The organism is Bradyrhizobium sp. 23 (genome assembly GCF_023073295.1).
Classification (GTDB): domain Bacteria; phylum Pseudomonadota; class Alphaproteobacteria; order Rhizobiales; family Xanthobacteraceae; genus Bradyrhizobium; species Bradyrhizobium canariense_D.
On record NZ_JADPJF010000082.1, the window covers coordinates 59,486 to 75,452 of the forward strand.

Consider the following 15,967-nt stretch of genomic DNA (forward strand, 5'->3'; position numbering starts at 1 on the left):
GCGATCCAGGAGACGAAATCAATGCCCGCTAAATGCTCAGATAGGTCGATTTGATTCGTTCATCGGCGGCTAGTTCGGTCGCTGAACCCGAATATCGAACGCGGCCTTGGCTAAGGACATGGGCTTGATCGGCAATCCGGAGCGCCAGATGGTAGTTTTGCTCGACCAGTAGTATAGGTATTCCCGCTCTTTTGACCGTGACGAGAGCATCTTCAAGCCGCTCGACGATGATCGGAGCCAGCCCCTCGCTAGGTTCATCCAGGACCAGCAGATCGGGATTAGTCAAAAGAGCCCGCGCGACGGCCAGCATCTGCTGCTCGCCACCCGAAAGCTGCCCGCCAAGGCTTTGCTTCCGTTCGACAAGCTTGGGAAACAACTCGTAAGCATACTCAAGCGTCCAAAAACCTCGCTTCCGGGCTCCGAACAGAGCCATGCGCAAGTGTTCATCGACCGTCACGGTTGGAAATATACCGCGGTCCTCCGGCACAAACGCAATACCGGCCTTGGCAATTTGGTGGGTGCGGCGCGCCGCGATACTTCGCCCATGGAAGCGGATTTCGCCCGACCTCAACCTGGTCAAGCCCATTATGGACCTCAGCGTCGTTGTCTTGCCTGCCCCGTTGCGCCCTAGCAGCGCAACGCACTGCCCTTTCGCCACCGACAGATTTACGCCCTGCAAGATGTGGCTATCGCCGTAATAGGTATTCACGTCGACGAGTTCAAGCATGACCGCGCCCTCCAAGGTAAGCCGCGATCACGCTCGGATCGTTCTTCACCGCCGCCGGGCTCCCCGTCGCCAAGACTTTGCCATAGCTGAGCACGGTTACGATCTCAGAGACAGCAAACACAACGTCCATGTCGTGCTCGACCAGCACCATGGTAAGAGACGAAGGGAGTCCCTGCAGAAGGTCGATCAGGTATGTCCGTTCCGCTGGAGATGTTCCTGCGGCGGGCTCGTCCATGAGCAAGATTGTCGGCTTCGCGCATAATGCAAGGGCGACTTCGAGCTGCCGCTTGCGACCGTAGGAAAGCGCCTTGACGGACCTTCCGAAGACGTCGCCGAGCTTCATCTGCAGCCCGGCCGCTTCGGCACATTGAATGACGTCCGGGTGGCATCGGGGCGATCTCAGGATGGACCATCGCGATGAATGGAATGCCTGCGCGGCGATCCGAAGGTTCTCGAATACGGTGAGGTTTTCGAATAGCGTGTTCTTTTGAAAGGAGCGGGCCAACCCGCTACGCGTGATCTTGTCGGGACGCTGAGCCGACGGCGCCTTTCCGTTGATCAATATGCTACCAGATGTCGGAACGTCCCACCCGGTGATGAGATTGAAGAGCGTAGTCTTCCCCGCACCGTTAGGACCTATGATCGCATGTCGCTGCCCCGCCGGGATCGATAAATTCAGTTCGCGAATGACGGTGAAATCGCCGAACTTCTTTGAGATCGAGTGAAGCTCGAGCGACATCATGTAAGAAACCTCTCCCGAAGAGAGTTGACAGCGCCTAAAATGCCCCCTCGAAAGACGGCGACCACGACCATGAAGAAAATGCCGAAGAAAAGTATATATTCGGCGGTCAGATTGCTGAGTTGTTGCTTCACGAGCACGAAAGCTGCGGCTCCCGCGAGCGGGCCAAACATGTATCCGACGCCCCCGATGATGACCATCAAGACGCCCTCGCCGCTGAACTGCCAAGTCATGGCGTCGGGGCTGATGAAATAAGTGTATTCTGCCTGAAGAATTCCAGCGATGGCCGTCAGCACGCCAGATAGAGCGAAGGCCGCGATCTTGTAGCGACGGACGTTGTAGCCCATAGCGAGGGCCCGCTGTTCGTTCTCGCGAATTCCGATCAGTACCGTTCCGAACGGCGAGCGGACTATCTGCCAAACCAGAACCATGGCGACAAGAAAGACGATGAGAGCATAGGCGTAGAACACCGCGGGATTGTCGCTGCCTAATCCCAGAAACGACAAGTCCGGCCTTGGCACGCCCGTTAGACCGTCCGAACGATTCGTTAGCGGCAATTTCACCGCAGCGCCATACACCATCTGCGAAAAGGCCAAAGTGATCAGCAGGAATTGCACCCCCCGCGTTCGCGTGCAGATCGCTCCAACTACTAGCCCTGCGACGCCGACCAGCAGCAACGTGATCAACGAGGATATCCATAGCGGCACGTGGAGAATCATCGTCCCTATCGCGAGCCCATATCCTCCCAGACCAAAGAACATGGCATGTCCAAGCGATACCATTCCGCAATAGCCGACCAGCAGGTGCAACCCGAGGCCAAAAAGTGCTGCAATCAGTATCTCTGTAGCAGTCGTCAATGCGTACCCGCCGAGCCATACTGGCGAAATGGCGATCCCGATCGCGCTTAGGATCAGAAACAAAGAGATGACAGCATTGCTCGCTCCAGTCGATCGTGCGAGCGCGAATCGGGCGGCGCCCTGGCGGCCGGGTGATACGGCTTCGGTCATCACGCCATCCTCGCCTTCCCAGCGAACAACCCTTGCGGCTTCACAATCATGACGGCGATGAGCAACGCATAGATCGCGAACAGTTCCGCTTCCGGAAAGTAGGCCTGAGTCATCGTATCCGTGGTTCCAACAATCAAAGATCCGATGAATGATCCTTTCAGATTGCCAAGGCCGCCGACCACCACGACTACGAAGCATTGAATGGCAATTGCGATTCCCATTTGCGAGTAGATGCTTGTCGTCGGTGCGGCAATCACGCCTGCCACGCCCGCCAGGGCGGAGCCAAGACCAAAGATGACCGCAAAGAGAGCGTTGATGTTGATCCCGAGAGAGGCCACCATCTCCCCATTGTCCACTCCGGCCCTCAAGATCGCACCGACAAGAGTCCGCTCGATTAGAAGGTAGAGAGCCAAGGCGATACCAAGCCCCAACACGATCACGAATAGTCGATAGGTCGGATAGTAGAGGCTGAACAAATGAACGCGTCCCGTCAGGACAGGCGGCGCCTCGATGGTGAAGAAGTTCGTTCCGAACACGTATTCGACCGCGCCCGCGGTAGCGAACAGAAAACCGAAAGTCAGCAACGCAAGGTCAAGATGAGTTGACCGCCCACGCTCGGCGAGCGGTTGAAGAACGGAAGCCTGCAATGCGACGCCAAGAACGAATGGCAGGATGGGCCCGATGACAAGCGCGGCCCAGAAGGAGCCGGTCGCGTTTGCCACCATGAAGCCAGCATACGCCCCGAGTGTAAAGAATGCACCGTGAGCGAGATTGAGAATGTTCATTAGGCCGAAGATCAAGGTCAGCCCAACCGAAAGGATGAACACCAACATACTCAGTTGCAAGCTGTTCAATAGCTGAAGGGCGAACATAGAGCTCTCTATGCGAATGTGTCAGAACGACTTCGTACAAGTGTGGAGATCATCGGCACCCGCGAACGTATCCAGCAGCTTCCGAGTGGGCTTGCCGTCAGGACCTTTCACGATTTCGATCACGAACTCCTGTTCGAGAAGAGCGCTATTCTGCTTGTTGAAACGGATCAGTCCGCGCCCGCTCTGAAACTCGACGCTGCGGAGTGTCGATATGAACTGAGCGCCATCGACAGGCATCGCACCTCCCAGGCGCTCCAAAGCCGCCAGGATAGCCTTTGCGTTGTCGTACCCGAGCGCAGCATTCACGTCAGGTTCCTTGCCGAAGTTCTTCACGAACTCCGCGACAAATTTCTTGTTGTCGGGAGAATCGTAGCCCGGGAAATACGACGCGATGAATTTGCCGCCGAAGACAAGATCTCCCATCGCCGGCCAGAGCGCTTCATCGAATAGCCACTGATCGCCGATCAGCGGGAGCTTATCGCGTAGGCCGAATTCTGCATGCTGCTTGACCACCTGGGCAGCTTCGCTGCCCGCGTAGATGGAATAGATTATCTGTGCGCCCGAGTTGCTGGCTTGGGTTAGAGCAGGGCCCCAATCCTTCGTCTTCTGAAAGGGGGTCCAGACTTCCTGAACGACCTTCCCGCCCGCCTCTTCGAACCCGCGCTTGAATGCGTCAAGCCAAGAATGCCCCGCCGCGTAGTCGGCGCCCATCGTGACGACGGTTTTGATTCCGTGAGTCGCGAAGTATTTTCCCGCATTGTACTGCAGCCCGTTGGCACTGAAGGAAGTGCGGGCGACGTAGGGACTGCAATATTTGCCCGTAACCTCGTCCGCGAACGCGCCGACAAAAACGGTCGGTTTCTTCGCACGGTCGGCGAGTTCCGATAAGGCGATGGCGACGTTCGAACCGATGACACCCGCTACAATGTCGACTTGGTCCGATTGAACCAACTTATTGAAACGCTGCACGCCGACGCTCGGATTCAGCTCGTCATCGGCTCGAATGATCTCGATCGGCCTGCCTCCGACCTGATTTCCGACTTCGTCGAGGGCCATCTTGTAACCGCGATCCATCGATTCGGCGATTGGCGCCCAAATCCCCTTAAAGGGTAGTATGAGACCGATCTTGATCGGCGGCCTGGATTGGGCCATGGCGATCGTCGGCATGATCGCGCTCGCAAGCGTCGCTATCATGAGGGAACGACGAGTCAGATCGTTCTTCCGGTTCGCCATTGCGTTCTCCTCCGAGTTCGTCTGAGTCCCGGCAATGGACGCGGACGCGTTTATCGTTTGAGGTCAGCCTAATTGAGCCGCCCATGCGGGGCTTTCGACGAAGCGTCATAGGTTCGAAAAAGCGCCACGATCGCCGTCTCTGCTTGCCGACACGGCGGCTGGCCGGCATCAATGCAATCTTGCGGGAGATCACCGGCTGAGATGGCCGTGCACGTTGAAAACGCACGGCCCACGGGCCATGCGTTTTTGTGTTCTGAGGCGCCGCGCTTGAGGATCGGGTCCCACCCGTTACGAGGAACCCGCCTCTGTCGTGGGGACTCGCTTGTTACTGCGAAGCTCGCTTGCGCACCGCCTCGTCGGAGGCAAGCTGCTTCGCCCGATCTGCTATGTAGGCCCGGATCGCCTCGGCATCCGCCTCCGAAAGCCGGTCGGCGAAGCTGATCATGCCCTTGGCTTCCAAAGCGCCGTCGATTACGACCGCCTTCCATCCGTCCTTACTGTTCACCATCCGTGAACGACGGAGATCCGGCACCACCCCGTTTGAGATGGCGGAGAACCCGTGACAGAAAAGGCAGTTGCCATACAGAGCTGCGCCTTTCGCGACTACATCCGCCGGCCAGCTATCCGTCGGAACTAACGCTTCTGCTTTCTCATAGAGCTTCGCGGGCGGCAGCGTGGCCGATCCGTCTAGTTTGAAGACCAGCACCCTACCCGTTCCGGACTTGGCAACATCGATGTAGGGTACGTGCAAGCCTCCGGCTCCGCCGAAGCCCGTCACGATCGCGATGTACTGCTCGCTCCCAACCGCATAGCTCATCGCTCCGGCAATGATCCCGATGTTACCGTCGAAGCTCCAGACTTCCTTGCCTGTGTCGGCAAGATAGGCGTGAAATAAGCCATCAGGCGTGCCCTGGAAGACTAGGCCGCCGCCGGTCGACAATACGCCGCCCGCGCCAATGGACGGGTGTTGGACGCGCCACACCTCCTGTTCTTTGACCGGATCCCAAGCAATGAGTTCACCTTGGGTCATGGCTTTGAGCGCCTGACGATGCGTCTCGTTCAACGGACCAAGATTTACTGGTTGAGTGGAGCCGTCCGCGATGTTCCAGAACCCCGGTCCAGGCTTGTAGACGAAGTCCTTCTGATCCGCGTAGCCGAGCGGCGCCTCCTGGGCAGGAATGTAGACCAATCCCGTCTTCGGGCTGTACGACATAGGATGCCAATTGTGGGAGCCGTAGGCTGCGGGCTTCGCGAGGAAGTCGCCTCCGTTAGTACTGTAGCGAGCCTCCGGATATTCGATCGGGCGTCCCGTCTTTAAATCGATCCCCGCCGCCCAATTCACGGGGGTGAAATTCCTGGCGGAGATCAATTTGCCGTTCTGACGATCAATGACGTAGAAGAAGCCATTCTTCGGCGCGTGCATCAGAACCTTGCGCGGCTGACCGTGTATGCTCAGCTCGGAAAGAATGATCGGCTGCGTCGCGGTAAAATCCCACTCTTCGGCGGGTGTCTCTTGATAGTGCCATTTGTATCGTCCGGTTTGGGGGTCGACGGCGACTATCGAAGATAGAAACAGATTATCTCCCATGCCGGGCCCGGATCGCACGCGATGATTCCACGGTGATCCGTTGCCGGTTCCGATCAGGACTTGATCAAAATCCTGATCATAGACAATCGCGTCCCAAGCTGTTCCACCGCCGCCGGTCTTCTTCCAAATCCCATCCCCCCATGTACCAAAAGCTTTCTCTCTCAGAACATCGTCGGATGCAGCCCCGTCAGGAGAGTTGGTCGGGTTTGGCGTAATGTAGAACCGCCACGCCAGCTCTCCGGTCTCCGAATCGTACGCCGAAACGTAGCCTCTGACGCCCAGCTCCGCTCCTCCGTTGCCTATTAGTATCTTTCCCTTGACGGCCCGCGGCGCGCCGGTGATCGTGTATGGGCGGTCGACGTCGACTGTCATCGTGGACCAAACTTGACGTCCCGTCTTTGAGTCGAGAGCAACTAGGCGCCCATCCAAAGTGCCGACGTATATCTTCCCATTCCAAGCCGCCACGCCGCGGTTTACGACGTCACAGCATGCATTTACGCCGGATTTTCCGGGGACTTTCGGATCGAAGCGCCATATCTCCCGCCCCGACGAAGCATCGTACGCATAGACCTTCGACCATGCGGTGCTCGTGTATAGCACTCCATCGATCATGAGCGGCGTGGCTTCCTGCCCACGACTGGTGTCGAATTCGCCGCTCCATGCGAGCTTCAGGCGTTGTATGTTCGAAGCGTTGACCTGATCCAACGGGCTGTAGTGCGTCTCGGCATAGGTGCCGCCTACATTCAGCCAACTGCCGGGTTCCTGAGCCGCGTTCGACATTCGCGCGGCGTCGACTGGCCGAACCGTCACGCCAACCGGCTGCTCGGATGCCGCTTGTGCGCTCAGATCCCCCGAGGGAAGCAAGCAACTGAATCCCAAGAATGCGCACAAAATCGCGGATTTGAGTAAACGAGAGCGTTGCGTCACTTGTCGTAGCCTGACCATGATGTTCTCCCGTATGTGACCTTCGGTCCAAGCGTTGCAGCGTTGAGCCGCTGCGGCATTCGTCGTGGGACATGGACCCGTCTAGAAGCATCCATGACTATTCAGGATCGGGGCGACTGGCGGCTTCTCCCTGCGCTTGCCGCTGCTGACGATGCCGCGCCAGTGGCTCCGGTAAGGCTCCGAGCCCCACTCGCGTGTCTCGAACGATGTGTCCGGCTCTTAAAATTTCGAGAAACGAGCAACAACCTAAGTGATGCGTCAGCCGTCACGCTTTCGCAAAAGCGACCAACTTACGATTTCGCGTCACGCAAATGCAGATGCCCACGCTTGCTCTCACGGCCGGCGCCCTGCCAAGTGGCGGAATCAAGCAGTAGACTGTGTATTGACGCCTACACTGCAGCCTACGGAACGTCCGCCCTTATTTGGTTGCATATGCCATCTATTGACCATTCGACAAAGCTGGCATATGCAACTATTACAATTCGAGAACGCTCACGCGTACCGCGCCACATAAGGCTTACGCAGGGGGATTCACAACATCTCTCGCAGTTTAACAGCGCGCACCTACGAAATCGGGCGGACGCAAATCGCAGCCAAACCAAGAATTGATCCTGTCGAAGCACGGAGGACTCATAGTGAAAACATCTTTGATTGTGTACGCGTCAGCACTGATCTTTGGTTCCGTCGGGCAAGCAAGCTCGCAGAACCTGGACTTCGACAACATCGAGATATATGCGGACCAAGTCGCTCCGCACTTCTATAGCCTGACAGCTTCTAAAAATATGGATCCTCTGCATCCAGAAGGCGCCGGCGGACGCATCGGCGTATATGTCGGGCCCGACGCGATATTCGTGGTCGACGCAACGTACCCACGCCTCTATCAGAAAATCATCCAGGCGATCCGAAAGATAAGCGACAAGCCGATCAAGTATCTGGCCAACACGCATGAACATCGCGACCACGTGTCGGGCAATGTCAACTTCGGGAAGCACGGGACGACGATACTTGCCCGGCAAGAAGTGCGAGAAGCGATGATCAAGCCTCAGCCTCCCGAAGACACTGTTTCTTCGACGGATCCAGCGCGCCTCCCCACGATCACCTACGGCTTCGGGCCTCCGGTCAAGATTTGGATGGCCCAGGAGACCGTCCAGCTTATTCCTCTGAAGAAGGCCCACACTGACGGCGACACAATGATCAAGTTCGACGAGTCGAATGTGATTATGGTCGGCGATTTCTACAGGAACTACGGATATCCCTTTATCGATCTTCAGGAAGGCGGCACCGTGGACGGGACGATCGAGGCGCTGACGGTCCTGGAGGCGAACTCCGCCCCAGACACTAAGTTGCTCCCGGGCCATGGCGACATCGTCAGCCGTGAAGATCTGAAATTCTATCGACAGATCGTCCTCGAAGTGAAGCAGAAGGTTCTGGACGCCGTCCGCGCAGGAAAGAGCAAGCAGGATGTCCTCTCCGCCAAATTGACGGCGCCGTACGACTCTAAGGTCAATGGCGGACTCGATCTTCTTCCCGGCGGGAAAGCGACGACCGCCGACCGGTTCGTCGCCGCCGTTTACGACGATCTCAAGCGATCGACGCCATAGCCCCCACCAACTCAAAACATTCGTCAGGGAGATTAAGCAATGGAATCACGACGTACACTGATGAAGGCCGGGCTCGCTGCCGCTGCCGTTGCAACCACAAACATCAGCGCGCAAGCCGCCCAACAGGCGAAGTCTCGCGAAGGTTCAGGCGGCGAGCTACCTCGCCAGCTCACCATCCTCTCGATCCGTCAAGATGACGGGCGGGATACCATGGGCGTCAAAACCCAGGCTGGAATACTCGACGTCGTCGCCGCTTCGAAAGCGTTGGGCCTCTCGGCGCCCGTCACTCTCGAAGATCTTCTCAAGGGCGGCGGCAGCTCGGAAGTGAAGGCTCTCGTGGATGCCGCTCTGAAATTGCCGAAAGCGAAGAGCAGCTTCCGCGAAGAGTCCCAAATCAAGTTCGGCCGTCTCTTCACAAATCCCGGCAAGATCGTCTGCGTCGGCTTGAATTTCCGTGAACATGCGGAGGAATCTGGCGAGAAGCTGCCAGCCGAGCCCATCCTCTTCAACAAGTACAACAATACGCTTGCCCCACACAAGACAACGATCAAGCTGCCGCCTCGCGAGGTGTCCTACAAATTCGACTACGAAACCGAGCTGGTAATCGTGATGGGGCGCCGGGCGAGGAACGTCTCGGTCGATGATGCTCTATCCTACGTCGCTGGCTACGCCGTCGGCCACGATTTCTCGTCGAGGGATTTGCAGCTCGAGAAGGGCGGGCAGTGGATGATCGGCAAGACGCTGGACGGCTTCGCTCCGATCGGTCCCTACTTCGTTTCCGCCGACCAGATCGATCCCAACAACGTGAATCTCGAGACACGAGTTAACGGCCAGGTCCGCCAGTCGGTCAGCACGACGAAGTTTATCTTCAATCCGCAGAAGATCATCGCTTACACCTCAAAGCTCTTCGCTCTAGAGCCGGGCGACATCATTTTCACCGGCACCCCGTCAGGCGTGATCCTAGGCTACCCCAAGGAAAAGCAAGTCTGGCTAAAGGCGGGCGACAAGATCGAAAGCACTATCCAAGGGCTCGGGACGCTCACTTTCGATCTCGCGTGACGATCCTTGCGGGGGACGTCCGCCCTTCTCACGATCATCTCCGTCCCTAACAACAGCGCAAGGACTTCGGCATGCTTAGGTCAAACAAGATCATGGTCGCGTCTGCAGTTGTCGTCCTTCTCGGGACGGCCACGTTGCAGGCGCAAGAAGCGGGAGGAAAGCCTATGGGTTCAGAAGCAAATAACACACCCAGGTCCACACAAATGACCGACATTCCGTACTCGCCGGAGACGAAGATCACGGTCCGACGACAGGGGCAAATCGTCCTCATCGGCATCAATCGGCCATACCTCGATAATCGTTTGGATCCAGAGGCAACCGATACCCTCGCCAAGGCCTATTATGATTTTGATCACGATCCTTCGCTGCGGGCAGCCGTGCTATTCGGGTATGGAGAGCACTTCTCCCGAGGTGTCGATGTCGACGCCTACAAGGCAATGGCACAGGCCGGCAAGAAGCTGATGGATGGCCCGGGTTTCATCGATCCCATGGGCCGCACTAAGCCATCGCTCACAAAGCCATTGGTCGTCTCGGTTCATGGCGACACTTGGAATATGGCCCATGAGCTATTCCTGGTCGCCGACATACGCGTGGCCTCGGAAGACACGAACTTCGGCCAGGATGAGAACACCCACGGACGCTTCCCGGGCGGCGGCGCGACGGTCCGTTTCCCGAGCGAGGCCGGTTGGGGTAACGCCATGCGATATATCCTCACGGGGGATCACTGGGACGCTAAGGAAGCCCTACGGATGGGTACCGTCCAGGAAGTGGCTCCGAACAGGGATGCTGCTCTCGGAACGGCGGTCGAAATAGCCAAGAAGATCGCAGCGTGTGGCCCTCTCGGCATCAAGTCGTCCTTAGCTTCGGCCCGCATTGCCGTCGAGGAGTCTCCGGCAGCGGCGCTATCCAAGCTAGACGAACAGTATCGCGCTTTGCTCATGACCAGGGATTTTCAGGAAGGTCGCGACGCTGAAGCTCAAAAGCGTCCTCCGGTGTACGAAGGGCGCTGAGCCTGACGTTGGGAAGCGCAATAGAACCCAAGAAACCTCGCTCGTTTCGTGCGGGCGAGCCTTGAACCGAACGCGCGCCGCTTTCCGCGGCGATCCGCTCGAAGCGCTTTCTTCACCAGGCTGGAGCAACTCCTACATGTGGCACGAATGCGCGCGCCTAAGCGTGATGGTGTTCGCAAAGCCCGCTCCACACCGAGTTGTTTGGGGGCATCGTGTCCGGCTTCGAGGAGTTCGCGCGCTGCAGCTACGCTTGCCGTCTCGCGCCACGATGCAATGAAGTTCCTGAAGGGTTCCTCGCCCTGCGGGATTCGCCTGACTTCACGACTGAATTTCGTGAGGCCGCGATGCAGTCTGAGTATATGATGAGTTGGACGGCCACCTACATCGCGATGCAGCGGGGCCGTCGTTCATATCGCTTGGACGTCAGCCACCATCTGATCCTGGTCGAAGTGCGCCCACCATAGCCACCGCCATGACTGGGCCATGCGTACGGATTACTCCACGTTACCGTCTTACCAAGGTCCGCCTCACGGGAAACCACGGCCAGTCCTTGACCCGGGTAAGGATGCTCCAGATGCCGCCGGGAGCGTACAAGGCAACGAGCAGCGTCAGGATGCCGAGACCGACAAGGTATGTGGCGCCGTACTCTCCGAAGAAGCGGGTCGAAAAAAAATACAGCAGCGCCCCGATGATCGGGCCCTCGAGGCGTCCGATACCTCCGACCATAACGATAAAGATGCAGATTGACGACCAGTTGGGGTCGAAGCCCGAAGAAGGTGTGATGCGAAGCTGCGCCATGAAATAGACTGCCCCAGCCAGACCCGTTCCGGCGGCCGAGAGAAGAAACACGATGAAGCGCATCTTCGCCACGTCCACGCCTTGACTCGAAGCGGCCACGGGATCGTCGCGCATCGCGGTGAGCGCCAGACCATGCCGGGAGCGCAAAAGCACGTACGTTCCGCCGACCGTCGCGAGAAGCAGGCCCGCACTCAAAATGGTCAGGCCGATTTCGCGCTCGTGCGGCGAAAAGCGAGCCATCACACTCAACGACAGTCCGGAGCCGCGCTTGACGTAGGCGATGTTCGAAGTGAGAAGACGGAGCGCCTCTGCCACGACCCAAGTGCCGAAGCGCACAAATCCTCGCCTGGCGGCGATCAAACAGCTACCCAGTGTACCGAAGGCAGGCGACAAATCTGCCAGCCAATATCAAAACTGGAATCACGCACCCTTCGCCTACAAGGACCCGCGCGGGACCTTTTTTCTCGGGCCGACGCTCGGATGCCTTGAGCTGGCCAGCGATATCAACACCGCTCTGGCCTTTGCCCTACTGCGCCGCGAGGAATTTCTCGGCAGCACGGGCGAGCCCGCCATGGGTCTCGACATGCGTGTCTTCAGCCGTCGCATTACAGGAAGTTTTCACGACCTCACCAAACTCGACCCCAACCTCTCGAAGGCCGAGCGTCGGAAGATCGGGCATCAGCTTCATGACAGCGGCTCACCGGGCGTTCTGTTCTGCCGGCCGGGCTTCGGCGATCATCGCTTCCTTTCGGTATTCGACGGAGCCTTGCTACCTCGCGCCGTACAAGGCGCGCATTACCGTTTCGTCTGGGACGGGCAGAAGATCAAAAGCATCTATGATTTTTCCGACGGGCAAGAAATTTTGCGGGGGGCGTTACTGGCGCCCGATGTCGGCAGGGACGCTGCCGAATAAAGGTAAGCAGGGGGGCAATCATGAGGGCGGAAGCAGGAAAACGCATTTATTCGGCAACTGACCTTGTGAACTACCTTGGTTGCACGCACGCGACGTTCAACGACTTGCGGCAGCTTGTGCATCCTGTGGTGTTTCCCGAAGACGATGAGCAGGCCAAGCTTCTTCAGGAAAAAGGAATCGAACACGAAAAGGCTTACCTCGCCCGGTTACGGAAAGAAGGACGAACGGTTGCCGAGATAACCAGCGAAGGATCGCTTGGCGATCGTGTTGCGGCCACGCACAAGGCGATGCAGGCTGGCGCAGACGTCGTCTATCAGGGCGCGCTCTACGGTTCGCCCTGGCACGGGTTCTCCGATTTTCTCTTGCGCATCAATGGTACCGCATCGCGGCTCGGTGACTACGCCTACGACGTCGCCGACACCAAACTCGCACGCACCGCCAAACCAAAGCACGTGATCCAGCTTTGCGTCTACGCGGACCTTCTAGGTGCCGCTCAAGGCGTTGAGCCGCCGCAATTGCATGTCGTGCTTGGTGACGGCCGCATGGCTTCGCTTCGCACATCCAACGTGCGTCACTATTACGGCGTGGCACGAGGGCGGTTCGAAACCTTTGTTGGGACGCCCCCGGCGGCCTCGGTCGCGGAGCCGTGTGGTCATTGTACCTTCTGCCGGTGGTCCGACACTTGCACCGCTGAATGGGAGGCGAACGATCATTTGAGCCTCGCTGCGAGCATTCATCGCAGCCAGATGGACAAACTACGGGCAAACGGCATCACGACCGTTCGCCAGCTTGCAATGATGCCGGCGACAGCACGCATTCCAAACCTGCAAGCCGATACCCTGTCGCGCTTGCGCGCACAGGCCGCTTTGCAGATAGCACGCCGCGATACCGGGAAGAACCAGCACGAAATACTGCCGCCGTCGCCCGGCCGTGGGTTTGAGCGGCTTCCCAAGCCGGACCCCGGCGACCTCTTCTTCGATATGGAAGGCGATCCCCTTTACGAGATGGGGCTCGAATACCTCTTCGGGCTTGTTCACGACGATGGAGGTCAGGAGAAGTTCACGGCGTTCTGGGCGCATATGCCGCGCAATATCGAGTTTCTTTACAGCCGCAATCGTCTCAACGTGGCGATCAGCCGGGCCCGCTGCCTGTCCGTAGCTTTCGCCAGCCCGCGTCTTCTGGAAGTACCGTGTAATACGATCGAGCAAATGCAGCTCGTGAATACGCTGTGCTGGGCCAAAAGCTATTCCGATGCGTATACGGCATCCCGTGGCGTCATCTAGATTTGCTTTCCTTTAAGTCGACCGAGGCCCCTCGCGGCGACCGGCTTATCGGCATCGCAGCCGAGAAAGGGATCGCACAATCGATCAGCGGCACGTCGCTGGCCAGATTCGATGATGGAATACTTGGGATAAAGCAGCTGCTCACTGACAACCTCGAGCCGCGCCTGCCGGTTATATGCTTTAGGTCCATTCCGTACGTCGAAGGATTCTCGCAAAGTAACCAGGTCCTTAATTCCATACGGCGCATCGCTAATCGTCCCTTAGGGCATACGGCAAAGGAGGCGCACTGCGCCTCCGGACCGCGAGCCCGACCTACTAGAACGCATTGGCGACTCGCAAGGAGTACTTCCGCCTCGTATCGGGATTCCCGCAGTTTGCGGCAAATAAAAATAGCGAATCGACCGCACCGAAACACATGGTGCACTCCACGATCGCAATCACACCCCACGCAAAGTGTCTGAGCTTTACAGAACACCGTCAACCTAGGGCTCTCGCTGGGGTTAAAAGGCCTTCCTGCATCTCTTGAAAATGTGCGTGCCTGAAGTTCGGCGTTGGCCGGCGTCTGCGGCTTCAGAGCCTGTCGAAGACGGATCCCATTCGCGGACTGAACAATCTGTCGTAGGTCTTCAACAGAAAATCATCGGTCATTCCCGCGACGTAGTCGCAGATCACGCGGACGTCTTCTTTCAGGGCATAACGGGCATAGACGTCTGATGGAAGGAGTTGCTTGGGATCCGACTGAAATGCTTCGAAGACCGAGACCACTAGCTTCTGTCCCTTGTACTCCAAGTGCTGGACGTTCGCGCTGAAGATGACTTTATCTTCGATTAGATCCTGCAAGGCATCCAGGAATTTGCGTTGCGGCGCCTTTATGCGCGCGCGATATCGGACGAGAGGTTCGGCGAATTGTCCGAGCGTCACGATTTCTACGTTCGTAACGAAGTGATGCACCAGCCGCCCGATAAAGCGCTTCCGCCAATTGCCGCCGGAGAAAAGCTTCGAAACGAAATAACCGTACACGTCGTTGCCGCATTCCTTGTCGTATTTGAGCTTCAAGGACTCTAGAAACGGAGCGCTCTCCTCTTCGCTCACGTGCTTGCGAAAATCCCGCTCGTCGACGAGCCCGAGCGCAACTGCGTCCTCGAGGTCGTGCACGCCGTAGGCGATGTCGTCCGATTGATCCATGATGCTGCAATCGAACGACTTATGCCGCGCCTTCGCGTGCTTCCCCGGAATCGGGTCGAACTCTTGAAACAACATGCGATCGCCTGGAGGCAACGGATCGAGGATCCAGTCGACCACGTCTTTTTCCGAATCGAAGTAGCATTTGGGCGGCTTGCAGCTGCTCCGGTCGAGAATCCGGATCGAAGTCGCCCGCTCGTCGAGAGTGGGCTTTATCTCACCGTTCGAAGCCTGCGAAAACCGCACGGGGTATTTGAGGATGGCAAGCAAGGATCGGCGTGTGAGATCGGCTCCTTGCTCCTGCGAGAAGTTCTCTAGCTTCGCAAGGATTCGCAGAGTCTGCCCGTTACCTTCGAAGCCGCCGGTGCTTCGCATGCAGTAGTTCAGCGCCACTTCCCCACCGTGTCCGAAGGGAGGGTGGCCCAGGTCGTGGCAGAAGCCCGAGGCCTGGATGAGGCTCAGCGGCGGTAGATGCGGGATGGCAGGGTGATCGGGATATGTCTTGGCGAGCTGACGGCTGACCCCTCCGGCGATCTGAGCGACCTCAAGCGAATGGGTCAGTCGGGTGCGGTAGAAATCGCTGTCGCCGAGATTGAGGATCTGGGTCTTGCCCTGCAGTCGCCGGAAGGATCCGGAGTGGACGACCCGCCCATAGTCGATGTCGAACTCGCCTCTGGCGTCTTCCTGTTGTTGCCCCCAAGGACTGCGGCGCGCCAACCAAACGTCAGTCATGATTCACCTTCCAGGACCCGCCGAATTCGGGTGTTCGGACACATTCCCTGTAGGAGGTAAATCGCGCTTCTGCCAAGTCTTTGAAGCGGAGAGCTTTTTCTACGCGGAAATCACGGCAACGGGCGGAATAGAGTGGTACCGTACGTGGTACGAACCTTTTCAGGAAATAATACGAACCCCGAAAAAGGCTTATATGAGCGGCCCGAGACATAGGTGACAAAACGTACCGGACACATGGGTTACACTTTCCGCTTTTGTTCTGCGGGAGGTGTGGATGC

13 protein-coding genes are annotated in these 15,967 nt (G+C 57.8%); 5 read left to right on the forward strand and 8 right to left on the reverse strand.

Going from position 1 to position 15,967, the window contains the following annotated elements; all coding sequences use genetic code 11:
- Window positions 1-28: 28 nt before the first annotated feature.
- From IVB32_RS20545 to IVB32_RS20570, 6 genes are all read right to left on the reverse strand, one after another.
- A complete protein-coding gene (locus IVB32_RS20545; RefSeq protein ID WP_247411204.1) occupies window positions 29-727 on the reverse strand; it encodes an ABC transporter ATP-binding protein in 699 nt (232 codons plus the stop codon).
- Complete coding sequence (locus IVB32_RS20550; RefSeq protein WP_247411206.1) at window positions 720-1,469, reverse strand: ABC transporter ATP-binding protein; 750 nt, start codon at window positions 1,467-1,469, stop codon at window positions 720-722. Before IVB32_RS20550 ends, IVB32_RS20545 begins: the two co-directional genes overlap by 8 nt.
- Window positions 1,466-2,473, reverse strand: a complete 1,008-nt coding sequence (locus IVB32_RS20555; protein ID WP_247411208.1) for a branched-chain amino acid ABC transporter permease — start codon at window positions 2,471-2,473, stop codon at window positions 1,466-1,468. Before IVB32_RS20555 ends, IVB32_RS20550 begins: the two co-directional genes overlap by 4 nt.
- Window positions 2,473-3,345, reverse strand: a complete 873-nt coding sequence (locus tag IVB32_RS20560) for a branched-chain amino acid ABC transporter permease (protein ID WP_247411210.1) — start codon at window positions 3,343-3,345, stop codon at window positions 2,473-2,475. Before IVB32_RS20560 ends, IVB32_RS20555 begins: the two co-directional genes overlap by 1 nt.
- 21 nt (window positions 3,346-3,366) lie before the next feature.
- A complete protein-coding gene (locus IVB32_RS20565) occupies window positions 3,367-4,578 on the reverse strand; it encodes an ABC transporter substrate-binding protein (protein WP_247411212.1) in 1,212 nt (403 codons plus the stop codon).
- 325 nt (window positions 4,579-4,903) lie between these two features.
- Window positions 4,904-7,111 (reverse strand): PQQ-dependent dehydrogenase, methanol/ethanol family, encoded by a 2,208-nt coding sequence (locus IVB32_RS20570; protein WP_247411214.1) that lies wholly within the window; start codon window positions 7,109-7,111, stop codon window positions 4,904-4,906.
- A 635-nt stretch (window positions 7,112-7,746) separates the two neighbouring features.
- Between IVB32_RS20570 and IVB32_RS20575 the strand changes: the two genes are divergently transcribed.
- The 3 genes from IVB32_RS20575 (at window position 7,747) to IVB32_RS20585 (ending at window position 10,781) form a co-directional block, all read left to right on the forward strand.
- Window positions 7,747-8,712 carry an MBL fold metallo-hydrolase gene (locus IVB32_RS20575; protein ID WP_247411218.1) on the forward strand — a complete coding sequence of 322 codons (966 nt, stop codon included), beginning with the start codon at window positions 7,747-7,749 and terminating at the stop codon, window positions 8,710-8,712.
- 39 nt (window positions 8,713-8,751) lie between these two features.
- Window positions 8,752-9,771, forward strand: a complete 1,020-nt coding sequence (locus IVB32_RS20580; RefSeq protein WP_247411221.1) for a fumarylacetoacetate hydrolase family protein — start codon at window positions 8,752-8,754, stop codon at window positions 9,769-9,771.
- A gap of 71 nt (window positions 9,772-9,842) precedes the next feature.
- Window positions 9,843-10,781, forward strand: coding sequence for a crotonase/enoyl-CoA hydratase family protein (locus IVB32_RS20585; RefSeq protein WP_247411224.1), 939 nt, complete (start codon window positions 9,843-9,845; stop codon window positions 10,779-10,781).
- Window positions 10,782-11,285: 504 nt separating this feature from the next.
- On the opposite strand, the gene IVB32_RS20590 is transcribed toward IVB32_RS20585, so the two are convergent.
- Window positions 11,286-11,939: a branched-chain amino acid ABC transporter permease gene (locus IVB32_RS20590; RefSeq protein ID WP_247411229.1), complete on the reverse strand. Its 654-nt coding sequence runs from the start codon at window positions 11,937-11,939 to the stop codon at window positions 11,286-11,288.
- On the opposite strand from IVB32_RS20590, the gene IVB32_RS20595 reads away from it, so the two are divergent.
- The gene (locus IVB32_RS20595) at window positions 11,902-12,492 is read left to right on the forward strand and encodes an RES family NAD+ phosphorylase (RefSeq protein WP_247411232.1); all 591 of its coding nucleotides are present in this window, start codon (window positions 11,902-11,904) and stop codon (window positions 12,490-12,492) included. The genes IVB32_RS20590 and IVB32_RS20595 overlap by 38 nt on opposite strands.
- A 20-nt stretch (window positions 12,493-12,512) precedes the next feature.
- Window positions 12,513-13,775, forward strand: coding sequence for a TM0106 family RecB-like putative nuclease (locus tag IVB32_RS20600; protein WP_247411235.1), 1,263 nt, complete (start codon window positions 12,513-12,515; stop codon window positions 13,773-13,775).
- Between the two features lie 570 nt (window positions 13,776-14,345).
- Here the strand turns inward: IVB32_RS20600 and IVB32_RS20605 are convergent.
- Window positions 14,346-15,689, reverse strand: a complete 1,344-nt coding sequence (locus tag IVB32_RS20605) for an anti-phage deoxyguanosine triphosphatase (protein ID WP_247411238.1) — start codon at window positions 15,687-15,689, stop codon at window positions 14,346-14,348.
- Window positions 15,690-15,967 lie beyond the last annotated feature (278 nt).

Bases quoted from the DNA above. Each gene is read 5' to 3' on its own strand.
- IVB32_RS20585 (WP_247411224.1), top strand. From the start codon at position 9,843: ATGCTTAGGTCAAACAAGATCATGGTCGCGTCTGCAGTTGTCGTCCTT.
- IVB32_RS20550 (WP_247411206.1), bottom strand. From the start codon at position 1,469: ATGATGTCGCTCGAGCTTCACTCGATCTCAAAGAAGTTCGGCGATTTC.
- IVB32_RS20545 (WP_247411204.1), bottom strand. From the start codon at position 727: ATGCTTGAACTCGTCGACGTGAATACCTATTACGGCGATAGCCACATC.
- IVB32_RS20605 (WP_247411238.1), bottom strand. From the start codon at position 15,689: ATGACTGACGTTTGGTTGGCGCGCCGCAGTCCTTGGGGGCAACAACAG.
- IVB32_RS20580 (WP_247411221.1), top strand. From the start codon at position 8,752: ATGGAATCACGACGTACACTGATGAAGGCCGGGCTCGCTGCCGCTGCC.
- IVB32_RS20560 (WP_247411210.1), bottom strand. From the start codon at position 3,345: ATGTTCGCCCTTCAGCTATTGAACAGCTTGCAACTGAGTATGTTGGTG.
- IVB32_RS20565 (WP_247411212.1), bottom strand. From the start codon at position 4,578: ATGGCGAACCGGAAGAACGATCTGACTCGTCGTTCCCTCATGATAGCG.
- IVB32_RS20600 (WP_247411235.1), top strand. From the start codon at position 12,513: ATGAGGGCGGAAGCAGGAAAACGCATTTATTCGGCAACTGACCTTGTG.
- IVB32_RS20570 (WP_247411214.1), bottom strand. From the start codon at position 7,111: ATGGTCAGGCTACGACAAGTGACGCAACGCTCTCGTTTACTCAAATCC.
- IVB32_RS20555 (WP_247411208.1), bottom strand. From the start codon at position 2,473: ATGACCGAAGCCGTATCACCCGGCCGCCAGGGCGCCGCCCGATTCGCG.